The organism is Streptomyces sp. SDr-06 (assembly GCF_003324565.1).
GTDB lineage: Bacteria > Actinomycetota > Actinomycetes > Streptomycetales > Streptomycetaceae > Streptomyces.
This window is the reverse complement of record NZ_QOLA01000028.1, coordinates 50,522-63,437: the sequence shown is the minus strand read 5'-3', so window position 1 is coordinate 63,437 and position 12,916 is coordinate 50,522. Positions and strand designations below refer to the sequence as shown.

12 protein-coding genes and 1 pseudogene are annotated in these 12,916 nt (G+C 69.8%); 4 read left to right on the top strand and 9 right to left on the bottom strand.

Annotated elements, in window-relative coordinates:
* The first annotated feature begins 227 nt into the window (after positions 1-227).
* Both recA and recX read left to right on the top strand, forming a co-directional pair.
* The gene (recA, locus tag DT019_RS34650; protein ID WP_114040961.1) at positions 228-1,352 is read left to right on the top strand and encodes a recombinase RecA; all 1,125 of its coding nucleotides are present in this window, start codon (positions 228-230) and stop codon (positions 1,350-1,352) included.
* Positions 1,319-1,978 (top strand): annotated as a pseudogene (recX, locus tag DT019_RS34645) (recombination regulator RecX); the annotation flags it as partial. The gene recA and the pseudogene recX, both read left to right, overlap by 34 nt.
* Before the next feature lie 245 nt (positions 1,979-2,223).
* Here recX and DT019_RS34640 read toward each other — a convergent pair.
* The 8 genes from DT019_RS34640 to DT019_RS34610 all read right to left on the bottom strand — a co-directional run bounded on the left by DT019_RS34640 (position 2,224) and on the right by DT019_RS34610 (position 9,223).
* The gene (locus DT019_RS34640) at positions 2,224-2,655 is read right to left on the bottom strand and encodes a rhodanese-like domain-containing protein (protein WP_114040960.1); all 432 of its coding nucleotides are present in this window, start codon (positions 2,653-2,655) and stop codon (positions 2,224-2,226) included.
* Positions 2,652-3,212 (bottom strand): cysteine dioxygenase family protein, encoded by a 561-nt coding sequence (locus tag DT019_RS34635; protein WP_223279906.1) that lies wholly within the window; start codon positions 3,210-3,212, stop codon positions 2,652-2,654. The genes DT019_RS34640 and DT019_RS34635 overlap by 4 nt, the downstream gene beginning before the upstream one ends.
* Positions 3,213-3,303: 91 nt before the next feature.
* Entirely contained in the window at positions 3,304-3,351 is a 48-nt protein-coding gene (locus DT019_RS40970) for a hypothetical protein (protein ID WP_309506048.1), read from the bottom strand.
* A 390-nt stretch (positions 3,352-3,741) separates the two neighbouring features.
* Positions 3,742-5,409 (bottom strand): FAD-dependent monooxygenase, encoded by a 1,668-nt coding sequence (locus DT019_RS34630; protein WP_114040958.1) that lies wholly within the window; start codon positions 5,407-5,409, stop codon positions 3,742-3,744.
* 143 nt (positions 5,410-5,552) lie between these two features.
* The gene (locus tag DT019_RS34625; protein WP_223279905.1) at positions 5,553-6,467 is read right to left on the bottom strand and encodes an amino acid ABC transporter permease; all 915 of its coding nucleotides are present in this window, start codon (positions 6,465-6,467) and stop codon (positions 5,553-5,555) included.
* On the bottom strand, positions 6,464-7,111 hold the full coding sequence (locus tag DT019_RS34620) for an amino acid ABC transporter permease (protein ID WP_114040957.1): 648 nt from the start codon (positions 7,109-7,111) through the stop codon (positions 6,464-6,466). Before DT019_RS34620 ends, DT019_RS34625 begins: the two co-directional genes overlap by 4 nt.
* Before the next feature lie 95 nt (positions 7,112-7,206).
* Complete coding sequence (locus DT019_RS34615; protein WP_114040956.1) at positions 7,207-8,127, bottom strand: glutamate ABC transporter substrate-binding protein; 921 nt, start codon at positions 8,125-8,127, stop codon at positions 7,207-7,209.
* A gap of 310 nt (positions 8,128-8,437) precedes the next feature.
* A complete protein-coding gene (locus DT019_RS34610) occupies positions 8,438-9,223 on the bottom strand; it encodes an amino acid ABC transporter ATP-binding protein (protein WP_114040955.1) in 786 nt (261 codons plus the stop codon).
* Positions 9,224-9,517: 294 nt separating this feature from the next.
* Between DT019_RS34610 and DT019_RS34605 the strand changes: the two genes are divergently transcribed.
* Both DT019_RS34605 and DT019_RS34600 read left to right on the top strand, forming a co-directional pair.
* Entirely contained in the window at positions 9,518-10,219 is a 702-nt protein-coding gene (locus DT019_RS34605; RefSeq protein WP_114040954.1) for a response regulator transcription factor, read from the top strand.
* Between the two features lie 15 nt (positions 10,220-10,234).
* Positions 10,235-11,638 carry a sensor histidine kinase gene (locus DT019_RS34600; protein WP_114040953.1) on the top strand — a complete coding sequence of 468 codons (1,404 nt, stop codon included), beginning with the start codon at positions 10,235-10,237 and terminating at the stop codon, positions 11,636-11,638.
* 232 nt (positions 11,639-11,870) lie between these two features.
* On the opposite strand, the gene DT019_RS34595 is transcribed toward DT019_RS34600, so the two are convergent.
* Positions 11,871-12,866, bottom strand: a complete 996-nt coding sequence (locus DT019_RS34595) for a TAXI family TRAP transporter solute-binding subunit (protein ID WP_114040952.1) — start codon at positions 12,864-12,866, stop codon at positions 11,871-11,873.
* Between the last annotated feature and the right edge of the window lie 50 nt (positions 12,867-12,916).

Sequence of the window (12,916 nt, the reverse complement as noted above, 5' to 3'; positions counted from 1 at the left end):
GGAGCACGGAGGGCGGGCCGGAACGGGGTGTTCCGACCCGCGTGGTGCGCTTGACACCGAAATCGAACATCCATTCTCATGGGGTTCCGGCCCTGTGTTCGCACGGGTTCCACCGCGATTCCCGTGGAGTTATCCACAGGCTGGAAGGACGTCGGGGCCCATTGTCAGTGGCAGGGGTTAGCGTCTTTGACGTGAAGCGATCGACTCAAGCAAATCGGGTGGAACCCATGGCAGGAACTGACCGCGAGAAGGCGCTCGACGCCGCGCTCGCACAGATTGAACGGCAATTCGGGAAGGGCGCGGTGATGCGCCTGGGCGAGCGGCCGAATGAGCCCATCGAGGTCATCCCCACCGGGTCGACCGCGCTCGACGTGGCGCTCGGCGTCGGCGGTCTGCCGCGCGGCCGCGTGGTGGAGGTGTACGGCCCGGAGTCCTCCGGCAAGACGACCCTGACGCTGCACGCGGTGGCCAACGCCCAGAAGGCCGGCGGCGCGGTGGCGTTCGTGGACGCGGAGCACGCCCTCGACCCCGAGTACGCGAAGAAGCTCGGCGTCGACATCGACAACCTCATCCTGTCGCAGCCGGACAACGGCGAGCAGGCGCTGGAGATCGTCGACATGCTGGTCCGCTCCGGTGCGCTCGACCTGATCGTCATCGACTCCGTGGCGGCCCTGGTGCCGCGCGCGGAAATCGAGGGCGAGATGGGTGACTCGCACGTGGGTCTGCAGGCCCGCCTGATGAGCCAGGCGCTCCGGAAGATCACCAGCGCGCTCAACCAGTCCAAGACCACCGCGATCTTCATCAACCAGCTCCGCGAGAAGATCGGCGTGATGTTCGGCTCCCCGGAGACCACGACCGGTGGCCGGGCGCTGAAGTTCTACGCCTCGGTACGTCTCGACATCCGCCGCATCGAGACGCTCAAGGACGGCACGGACGCGGTGGGCAACCGCACCCGCGTCAAGGTCGTCAAGAACAAGGTCGCGCCGCCCTTCAAGCAGGCCGAGTTCGACATCCTGTACGGCCAGGGCATCAGCCGCGAGGGCGGCCTGATCGACATGGGCGTCGAGCACGGCTTCGTCCGCAAGGCAGGTGCCTGGTACACGTACGAGGGCGACCAGCTCGGCCAGGGCAAGGAGAACGCCCGTAACTTCCTGAAGGACAACCCCGATCTCGCCAACGAGATCGAGAAGAAGATCAAGGAGAAGCTGGGCGTCGGTGTCCGGCCGGAGGAGCCGACGGCCGAGCCCGGCAAGGACGCCTCCGGCGAGAGCGCCCCGGCGGCGGACACGGCCGCTGTGCCGGCCCCTGTCACCAAGGCCAAGACGGCCAAGGCCGCCGCTGCCAAGAGCTAGCGGTGACCCGCAGGACCGAATGGGCCGACCCCGAGGAGCCGGGTCCGAAGAGGACCCGCTCCCGACGGGGCGGCCCGGATGGAACGGGCGACGGCACCGACTCGTCGAGGGCCGAGAAGGAGCCGCCGCCGCAGGACCCGGCCGAGCGGGCGCGGGCCATCTGTCTGCGCCTGCTCACCGGGACCCCCCGGACCCGCAAACAGCTCGCCGACGCCCTGAAGAAGCGGGAGATCCCCGATGAGGTCTCCGAGGAGGTCCTCTCCCGGTTCGAGGAAGTCGGACTGATCAACGACGCGGCGTTCGCCGACGCCTGGGTGGAGTCCCGCCACCACGGGCGCGGCCTCGCGCGCCGCGCGCTTGCACGCGAGCTGCGCACCAAGGGTGTGGACTCCTCGGTCATCGACGAGGCCGTCGCCCAGCTCGACTCCGACCAGGAGGAGGACACGGCACGCGAACTGGTGGCGCGCAAGCTCCGCTCCACCCGAGGCCTGGACCGCGACCGCCGGATCCGCCGCCTCGCCGGGATGCTGGCCCGCAAGGGGTACCCGGAGGGCATGGCCCTGAGAGTGGTCCGCCAGGCCCTGGAGCAGGAGGGCGAAAACGCGGACGATCTGTACGAGATGTGAGGCGTACGCCGCTTGAGCCGATGGTCGACGGGGTGCTGGGCGGGGCCGCGGCATGCGATGCGCAGGTCATGACCGGCGTGGGCGAGGCGGGGCACGCGCGGTGTGGCCTGCGAGGCATGGCCCGTGAGGTGTGACTTGTGAGGGCTCATCCCCGAGGTGTGACTTGCGGGGGTGGCGTGTGGCCTTCGGCCTGGACGCGTACGCCCCTGGTCGGTCGACCAGGGGCGCCGCTGTGCCCGGGCGGATCAGTCGACCGCAGTGGTGACCGGATCTGTGGCTGGAGCGGTGATCGGCAGACCGGCCGCGCGCCACGCCTGGTAGCCGCCGATCAGGTCGGTCGCCCGGTGCAGTCCCAACTGCCGTAGCGACACTGCCGCGAGCGATGAGGCGTATCCCTCGTTGCAGATCACCACCACCCGCAGATCGTGGCCGGTCGCCTCGGCGGCGCGGTGGCTGCCCTGCGGATCGAGCCGCCATTCCAGTTCGTTGCGCTCGACCACCAGGGCTCCGGGAATCAGCCCGTCCCGGTCTCGCAGCGCCGCATACCTGATGTCCACCAGGAGGGCGCCGTCCGCTGCTTCCGCGAAGGCTTCCTCGGCGGTCACCCGGTCGAGGTCGGCCCTGACCCGGTCGAGGAGAGCGTCGATGCCGACCGGTTGGGTACGTTCCGCGCTCACTGCCAGTCCTCCGGACGCTCGACCTGTTCGATGCGGAGCACCGCGCCCGTGCGGCTGTAGCGCCGGATGAGCGGAAGCGGCGGATAGTAGGCGTGCACGGAGATCGCATGCTCGGTGCCCGACTCGTTCCGCACCTCGTGCACATGATGCGGCCCGAACGCCCGCCCCTTCCCGGCCCCCAACTCCCTTGAACGGTCGAGCCCTTCGGCCAGTTCCAGGGTCTTCCAGCCCTCGGTGGGCAGCCGGGCCGCCAGCGAGTCCTCGCGCAGCGCGCCGGACGCGGTGGCGAAGGCACCGTGGGAGCCGCCGTGATCGTGCCACCCGGTGCCGGTCCCCGGCGGCCAGCCGATCAACCAGGCTTCGCTGCCACTCGGCCCGTCTAGGCGAATCCAGGTACGGCCCTCCGCGTCGAGGGGCAACGAGGCGACCAGTGCGGAGTCCGCGGCGGTACGTCGAACGAAGTCGAGCAACTCGGCTTCGGTCGGAGCGGAGCCGGAGCCGAGGCCCGAGTCGGGGCCAGGGGCGAGGGGGACAGGGGTACTTACGGAGAGCGACACGGCAGACCGTCCTGAGGAAGTTCGCGAATGCGCGCGTACGGCCGTCGGCGACACAGGGGCGCGGCGGCACGGCGCGAAGGAAGAAGGCGAATCAGCAGGACGGACGACACACGCAGCCCGCATAGCGGACGAGGTCCATATGGACCCTCCGCCACAGGCGCACATCGGTGTCGGTCACGCTCCGGAGTAGACCATGCGAGATGGTGTCGGTCAATCGGTGTTCAGATGGCGGCTATCGGAGGCGGGTAGGGGGTGGTGGGGTGTTGGGTGCGGTTGGCCGTCCGCCAGTCGTTGATTGTCAGCCGTCAGCCGTCAGCCGTCAGCCGTCAGCCGTCAGCCGTCAGCCGTCAGCCGTCAGCCGTCAGCCGTCAGCCGTCAGCCGTCGCGCGACCGGTCGCCGGTCGCCGGTGGCCAATGGCAGATGTCAGATGCCAGACGTCAGTTGGCCGCCGTCAGATGACAGGCACCAGCCAACGGCTGACAGATATCAACCAGGCTCCGCCAGACCTCAACCGACCGCTGACAGAGGTCAGTTGACGTCCACTGTCCGCCCCTCCGCCTCCGCCTCCGCCGCATCTGCTGCGGCGCCAGCACTCGCATCAGCGTCCTCAACACCCCCGCCGGCATCGCCCCTCCCCGTTCCGCCTCGTACCGCGTCGGCCGCGGCGCGCAGATGGGCGGGCTGTACGCCGTTGAACGCCGCGACCAAGTGCCCGTCGGGGCGCACGAGCAGGACGGCGTGGGCGGGGGCTCCGGGATAGTCCTCGGCGACCAGGAGTTCGGCGTCCAGGGGCAGGGACGACACCGCGGCGGTCAGGCGCGGCATGATGCCGGCCGTGAGCCAGTGGCGGCGGTCCCACACGCCGGTGCCCGGCGCGACCAGGACCACCAGGAGCCTGCCCTTGCCGAGCCGGTCCCGCAGGGTCACGGTCGAGCCGTCGGGGGCCGTGACGCCCACGTCGGCGACGGGTGCGCCGAGTTGCGTGCCCACCGGGATGTGCGACTCGGCGTAGGGGGGCATGAGGGGGGAGTGCGGGTAGGCGGGGGGCGCGCCGAGCGGTCCGCGCCCCAGGTGGCCGTCGGTCACGAGGGCGTCGTGGCCGCGTGCGGCGCCCGGAATCCAGCCGCGCGGCCCGGCGCCGCCGCGCAGGATCGGCAGGGACTGGTCGGCCGCGCGCAGCCGGGCCGCGACCGCTGCCCGCCGTTCCGTCTGGTAGCTGTCCAGGAGTGCCTCCGAGGCACCGTGGTGCCAGGCCTGGGCCAGCTTCCAGGCGAGGTTCTGCGCGTCCCGCATACCCTCGTCCAGCGCCTGCGTGCCGAGCGCGCCGACGAGGTGCGCGGCGTCCCCGGCCAGGAACGCGCGGCGCACCCTCCAGCGCCGTGCCAGGCGGTGGTGCACGGTGTGGACGCCGGTGTCGAGGAGCTCGTACGCCGGTGTCGACCCGCACCAGCCCGCCAGCGTGTCCCGGACACGGCCCACCAGGGCGTCGGGCGTGACCAGTTCGGCGCGGGGCGGGAGCAGCCAGTCCAGGCGCCAGACTCCGTCCCGGAGCGGGCGGGCCGTCACCTCGTCGCCACTGGCGCGCCACGGCGGAAGCCGGTGGAGCAACGCCTCACCCGGCCAAGGGAGTTCGGTGCGCAGGGCCACGACGGCCTGGCGTTCCACCGCCGTACGGCCGGCGAAGCGGATGTCGAGCAGTTTGCGGACGGTGGAGCGGGCGCCGTCGCAGCCGATGACGTAGCTGCCGCGCCACCAGGTTCCGCCGGGGCCGGAGGTGTGGACCGAGACGCCTGCCGTGTCCTGTTCCAGCGCGTCGACGCGGCTCTGCGTGACCACGCGTACGAGACCGGACGCGGCAAGGGCGTCGCGCAGCCCGCGCGTCAGGGCGTGCTGCGGCAGGTGGACCGGGGACGGGTCCGCGTCCGGGGTCTCGCCGAACGCGACGTGGCGCAGCAGTCGGCCGCGCCGCATGGACCGCCAGGCGACCCAGCGGGTGCCCGCGTCGCGCACCGTGGTGCCGCTGAGGCCCGCCACGAACGAGGCGGTGTCCGGGCGCAGTACGACGGTGCGGACCGGACGGGCTTCGTCGTCGCCCTGGCCTTCGTCGAGGACCACGGAGGGCACGCCCTGGGCGGCGAGGGAGAGTGCCAGCGCCAGTCCGACCGGACCGGCGCCGACGACGATCACCGGGTCCACGGCGTGGCTCCCGACACGGGTCGGGACGGCTTGCAGGTGGCGCGAGGAACCCGGTGCACGATCACAGAACGTATGCAACCCACTGCGCGTGCTTGCGTCAAGTGACGGAGGCAGCGACGCGAACGTCACTGCCTCATATGCCGTCAGTTCGTCGACGCGGGCGCCACGTCGGGACCATCGGCCCCTTCGGCAGCAAGGGCGGTGCCGGTGCCGGCGCCTGCGATCGGCGCGGCGGCCGCTCCCATGGCGATGCCCGTCTTCGCCCGGCGACCGCGCTTCTCGATCCAGGTGGCGAGCGCGGAGAGCACCAGACACATCGCCACGTAGATGGAGCCGATGACGACGATGGTCGAGACGTACGGGTACTGGCCGTTCACCTGGGTGTTGCTCGCGATCAGACGCGCGGTCTGGAGCAGCTCCGGGTACAGGATGATGAAGCCGAGCGAGGTGTCCTTGAGGGTGACGACGAGCTGGCTGATGATCGTCGGCAGCATCGCCCGGACGGCCTGCGGCATGAGGACGCTGGTCATGACCTGCGTCTTGCTCATGCCCAGCGCGTACGCCGCCTCGCGCTGTCCCTTGGGGACGGAGTTGACGCCCGCGCGCAGCACCTCGGCCTGGACACAGCCGTTGTAGATCGACAGGCCGAGGGCCAGCGCCCACATCGAGTAGTCGGTGAGGAACCCGACCCAGACCGCGTAGATCGTGATGAGCAGCGGGATGGAACGGAACAGCTCGATGAAGGCGGTTGCGGCCCAGCGGACCGGCTTGTGGTCGGAGAGCCGGGCCACCGCGAGCAGCACGCCGAGCACCAGCGAACCCACGGCGGCGAGGCCGAACGCCTTGAGGGTGGCGAGGACCGCGTCGGCGATGTTCTGCCGGATGCCCGCGTAGTTGAAGATGTCCCACATCGCGTAGTCGAGGTCGCCCTTGTCCGAGAGCCGGACGATCGCGACGGCGATCAGGGCGAGGAGCGCGAGGGTGCCGATGACGGCGTAGATCCGGTTGCGTACGACGGCCTTGGGGCCGGGGGCGTCGTAGAGAACGCTGGCGCTCATCGGGCGACCTCCATACGGCGCTCAAGCAGGCGGAAGAGACCGCTGATGGCGAAGGTGACGATCAGATAGCCGAGAGCCACCCAGAGGAAGACGGGGACAATGTCATATCCCTGGTCACTCATCAGTTTCTGCCAGCCGAACAGTTCGGTGACGCTGAAGGCGCCGGCGATCGCCGAGTTCTTGGTGAGGGCGATGAAGATGGAGCTCAGTGGCGGGATGACCGTCCGCGTCGCCTGCGGCAGCACGATGATGCGCAGGGTCTGCGTGAAGCTCATGCCGATCGACCGCGCGGCCTCGGCCTGGCCCAGCGGCACCGTGCTGATACCGGACCTGACGGCCTCGCAGACGAACGACGCGGTGTAGAAGCCGAGCGCGAGCGAACCCAGCAGGAACGGGCTCATCCCGGGGAAGAGGATCTCCGGTACGACGAAGAAGAAGACCAGGAACAGCAGCGTCAGCGGGGTGTTGCGGAGCAGCGTCACCCAGGCGGTGCCGAAGAAGCGCAGCGGCGGCACGGGAGAGACCCGGAATCCGGCGAGCAGCAGGCCGAGCACCAGGGCGATGACCGAGCTGATGGCCGTGATCTCCACGGTGCCTATGAAGCCGTCGCGGAAGTCCGCGAAATGGTCGAGCAGTACGTTCATGAGGTCTCCGCGTCGGCGGGCAGCGGCTGGGTCATCGGGTGGCGGCAGGGCCTTGGCGCCCCGTACCGGGTACGGGGCGCTTCAAGCGGCGTCGATCAGTAGCGGACGACGGCCGGCGGGGCCTGGTAGGTGGAGCCGGACAGGCCGAGCGTGGCGTCGTAGATCTTCTTGTAGGTGCCGTCCTGCTCGTGCTTCTCGAGGGCGGCGTTGATGAAGTCGCGCAGCGCCTTGTCGTCCTTGTTCATGCCGATGCCGTACGGCTCCTCGGTGAACGGCTTGCCGACCACCCGGAGCTTGCCGGAGTTCTTGGCGGCGTAGCCCTTGAGGATCGCGTCGTCGGTGGTGACCGCGTCGACCTGCTTGGACAGGAGCTGCTGCACGCAGTCCGAGTACTTGGAGAGCTCGACGACGGAGGCGCCGTACTCGGGCTTCTTGATCTCCTGCAGCGGCGTGGAGCCGACGATCGAGCAGACCTTCTTGCCCTTGACGGAGTCCTTGCCGGTGATGGAGGTGTCGTCCTTGCGGACGAGCAGGTCGGCACCGGCCTTGTAGTACGGGCCGGCGAAGCCGACGAGCTTCTTGCGCTTGTCGTTGATCGTGTAGGTGCCGACGTAGTAGTCGACCTGTCCCTTGGAGATCGCGGTCTCGCGCACGCCGGAGTCGACGGTCTTCCACTCGATCTGGTCGGCCTTGAAGCCCAGGTCGGCGGCGATCATCTTGGCGATCTCGACGTCGAAGCCGGAGCGCTCCTTGGTCGACTGGTCCTCGAAGCCGAGGTAGGGCTGGTCGGCCTTGGAGCCGATGATCAGCTTGCCGCGCGACTTGGCCGCCTTGAAGGTCGCCGAGTCGAGTGTGACGTTCGAGGCGACGGTGTAGGTCGGCAGCTGCGGTGCGCCGCTGGAGCCCGGCTGGGCCGACTGCTTGTCACCGGCGGAGCCGGACTTGCCGCCACAGGCGGTCGCGGTCAGGGCGAGCGCGGCGATCGCCGCGACGGCGGCGGACTTGCGGAGCATCATGGCGAACATTCCTTGCGTCGTGGGTCGTTGGTCGTCATCGGTCGGCCGACAATTGCCAGGCGTCGAGAGTCAGTTGACATCGGACCTCTGCCGTCTGTCATCTCTTATCTGCCATCTGACAGTTGCGATCCGGTGACTGTCAGGCGTCGGCCGCCGGACGGCGGGCGTCGGGCGGTAGCCGTCGGCCCGGCGGACGTCGGCCGTCAGGCAGCCGGTCGATGTCCGGCATCTGCCGTCTGACATCCCGGCATCCGCCATCCGTCATCTGTCGGCTGCCGTCGGCCAGTCGGTGTCTGCCGGCCGACGGTCGTCAGTGGTGCAGGATCTTCGACAGGAAGTCCTTGGCCCGGTCGCTGCGCGGGTTGCTGAAGAACTGGTCCGGCGTGGCCTCTTCGACGATCTTGCCGTCGGCCATGAAGACGACCCGGTTCGCGGCGGAGCGGGCGAAGCCCATCTCGTGGGTGACGACGACCATGGTCATCCCGTCCCGCGCCAGCTGCTGCATGACCTCGAGGACCTCGTTGATCATCTCGGGGTCGAGCGCCGACGTGGGCTCGTCGAAGAGCATCACCTTCGGGTCCATCGCCAACGCCCGGGCGATCGCGACGCGTTGCTGCTGGCCTCCGGAGAGCTGCGCCGGGTACTTGTCGGCCTGGGTACCGACGCCGACCCGGTCGAGCAGGGTGCGGGCCTTCTGCTCGGCCTCCTGCTTGTCGGCCTTGCGGACCTTCACCTGGCCCAGCATCACGTTCTCCAGCACCGTCTTGTGCGCGAAGAGGTTGAACGACTGGAAGACCATGCCGACATCGGCACGCAGCCGCGCCAGCTCCCTGCCCTCCTGGGGCAGCGGCTTGCCGTCGATCGAGATCGCCCCGGAATCGATCGTCTCCAGGCGGTTGATGGTGCGGCACAGCGTGGACTTCCCGGACCCTGAGGGCCCGATGACGACGACGACCTCGCCACGGGCGATGGTCAGGTCGATGTCCTGGAGCACATGCAGCGCGCCGAAGTGTTTGTTGACGTTGTTCAGCACGACCAGGTCACCCGACGCGGGTACGGCGTCCTCGGTCCCCTTGGCCACTGATACTCCGCTCATCGGCTTCTTGCTCCGTCCTCCTCGGTTGGGGAGGACCGTAGTGGGGAGTCGTGACCAGCGTCATTACATCTGAGCGGAACTTGAGCATAACGATCCGGTTGCGTGGAAGCACTCTGGGTGAGCGGGCACCCCGGGGGAATACCGGCTCCGTAACGGATGGTGCGCAAGGGCGGGCGCCCCCTTGACCGAAGTGGCGCCCATGGGCATGGATTCGGGGGTACATGCCGTGACGCGGCCGATGATCGTTCAGGCCTGTGGGCCGGGGAACGTCCGCGAAATCCAGGAAGGGGGGCCATGAGACTGCTGCTCGTCGAGGACGACGACCATGTCGCCGCCGCCCTGTCCGCCGTGCTCGGCAAGCACGGCTTCGAGGTGAAGCACGCCCGCAACGGCGAGGAGGCGCTCCAGGCCCTCCTTCCTGACGACCGCAGTGCCAAACCGCCCTTCGGTGTGGTCCTGCTCGACCTCGGGCTGCCCGACCAGGACGGCTACGAGGTCTGCGGCAAGATCCGCAAGCGCACCGCCACCCCAGTGATCATGGTGACCGCCCGCGCCGACGTCCGTTCGCGCATCCACGGCCTGAACCTGGGCGCCGATGACTACGTGGTCAAGCCGTACGACACCGGCGAACTCATCGCCCGTATCCACGCGGTGATCCGGCGCCCGCCGCCGGGCGCCCGGCCCGAGTCCGTCGAGGCCGAACTGCGGCTAGGCCGCGTGCAGATCGAACTTCCCACCCGCCGGGTCAGCGTCGACGGCGAGAGCGTGCAGCTGACCCGCAAGGAGTTCGACCTGCTCGCGCTGCTGGCCCAGCGGCCAGGCGTCGTGTTCCGCCGGGAACAGATCATCAGTGAGGTGTGGCGCACCAGTTGGGAAGGGACCGGCCGCACCCTCGAAGTGCACGTCGCCTCCCTGCGCTCCAAGTTGCGCATGCCTGCACTGATCGAGACCGTGCGCGGCGTCGGCTACCGGCTCGTCGCGCCGGCCGCCCACTGAGGTCCGAGAGCCCCGGTGCGCACCCGCCTTCTCCCGCTCCTCATCTTCCTGCTCGCGCTCGTACTGGTCGCGTTCGGCTTTCCGCTCGCCCTGAGCGTGGCCCGCGCGCAGCAGCAGCGGGTGGTCGTGGACCGCATCGACGACACGGCGCGCTTCGCCGCGCTGGCCCAGTTCGTCACGGCCCCCGACGGCAACGACACCAACAGCGCGGAACGCCTGACCACGCTGGAGGAGGAGCTCACCCGCTATTCGACCCTGTACGGGATCAACGCGGGCGTGTTCTTCCGCAACGGCACGGCCATGGCGAGCGCCCCCCACGGCTGGCACATGCCCGACAGGGGCGAGGGCTACATGGCCTTCCACGAGGCCCTCGCTGGACGCCGCAGCCACGACCCGGCCCAGGTGTGGCCCTGGCAGCGAGGCCGTCTGGTGGTGGCCTCGCCCGTGGTGCGCGAGGGCGATGTGATCGCGGTCGTGGTCACCGAGTCACCCACCGGAAGCATGCGGTCCGGCACCCTGCACGGCTGGCTCCTCATCGGAGCGGGCGAGCTCGCGGCCATGCTGCTCGCGGTCGGCGCGGCGTTCCGGCTGACCGGCTGGGTGCTCAGGCCCGTACGCGTCCTGGACGCCGTCACCCACGACATCGCGACCGGACGCATGAACTCGCGCGTCGCGGCGGCCGGCGGGCCCCCGGAACTCCGAAGGCTGGCCCACTCGTTCAACGAGATGGCCGACAACGTCGAAGAGGTGCTCGAACAGCAGCGCGCCTTCGTCGCCGACGCCTCGCACCAACTGCGCAACCCGCTGTCCGCCCTGCTGCTCCGCATCGAGCTCCTCGCACTCGAACTCCCGGAAGGGAACGAGGAGATCGCCTCGGTACGCACGGAGGGCAAGCGCCTCGCCCAGGTGCTCGACGACCTGCTGGGCCTCGCGCTGGCCGAACACGCCGCGGCCGACCTCCAACTCACCGACATCGGGGCACTGGTGGGGGAGCGGGTCGCCGCGTGGCGGCCGCTCGCCGAGGACAAGGGCGTACGCCTGATCGCGGACGGCTCGGCCGCGGCCACCGGCTGGGCGGACCCGGTGGCGCTCTCCAGTGCCCTGGACGCCGTGATCGACAACGCGCTGAAGTTCACCCCGGAAGGCGAGGACGTGCGGGTCACCGTCGCGGTCGACGGCCCCAGGGCCACCGTGACGGTGACCGACCTCGGCCCTGGCCTCTCGGACGAGGAACTGGGCCGCATCGGCGACCGCTTCTGGCGAGCGGGCCGCCACCAGAACGTCAAGGGCTCCGGCCTCGGCCTCTCCATCTCCCGCGCCCTGCTCGCGGCAGGCGGCGGAACCATCGCCTACGCCCACAACACCCCGCACGGCCTGCGCGTGACCGTCACGGTGCCGCGTACGCAACCGGGGGCGTGAGGGCGGGAGGTCGTCGTGCGCGGCGGGGTGTTGGGTCGACGGCTGACAGATTTCAAATGTCAGCGGTCATCCTCTGGCTGACGGCTGACGGCTGACGGCTGACGGCTGACGGCTGACGGCTGACAGATTTCAGAGATCGGAGATCAGAGTTCAGCGGTCATCATCTGACCGACGACCGACGACCGACGACCGACGACCGACGACCGACGACCGACGACCGACGGTCAAACGGTCACGGCTTGACCGACCGGTAGTAGTCCCGCGCCCCGTCGTGCAGCGGCAGCGGATCCGTGTAGATCGCCGTGCGGAGGTCCACCAGCTGGGCCGCGTGCACCTCGCGTCCAATGCGGTCGCGGCTGTTTATGACCGTGCGGGTGAAGCCCTCGGTCAGGGCGGCGTTCGTGCGGTCGGTGGTGACGAGCAGGTTCGCCACGGCGATGGTCGGCACCGGGACTCCCCGCTGGGCCTTGGGGTAGGCGTCGGCGGGCATGGTCGCCGCCCGGTAGTAGCCGGTGCTGCCGTCCGCCTTGTGCAGGGCCGACACCAGATCCGCGAGCGGGATCAACCGGATCGGGTACGCCTCGGAGAGTTTGAGGACGGCCGTTGTCGGCAGCCCCCCGGACCAGAAGAAGGCGTCGATCTGCTTGTTCCGCAGCAGGTCGGGCATGGTGTCGATGCCCGCGGGGATGGGGGTGATGTCCTTCCGCGGGTTGAGTCCGGCGGCCGGGAGCAGGCGCTCGGCGAGCAGGCGTACCCCGGAACCGTCCTGCCCGACGGCGACCCGCTTGCCGCGCAGGTCCGCGACGGAGCGCACCGGGGAGTCCTGGGGCACCACCAGCTGCACGTAGTCGTCGTACAGCCGGGCGCAGCCGCGCAGCCGGTCCGCGCCCGGTTTGTTGTCCCGGCGGAACTTGTCGACGGAGTCCGCCGTGGCGACGGTGAAGTCGGAGATCCCGTCGGCCAGGCGCTCCAGGTTCTGCTGCGAGCCCTGGCTCGTGCGGAGATTGACGTGCACGTCCGGGAGATCGCTCGCGAGTGCCTGCTCCAGCAGCTCGCCGTACCGCTGGTAGACCCCGGTGCGCACGCCCGTGCTGAAGTCGATGGTCCCCGCGGGCGACGGGCTGCCGAAGGGAAAGAGCCACCACACGAGCAGCCCGACGGCCACCACGGCGGCCGCGGACCCTTGCAGGACGCGGTTGCGGGCGAGCCGGGACAGAGCGGGGAGCATGGCTGGATCCTGCCAGTTCATCGCCCGCGAGGACCAGGGGGTGGCGGGCC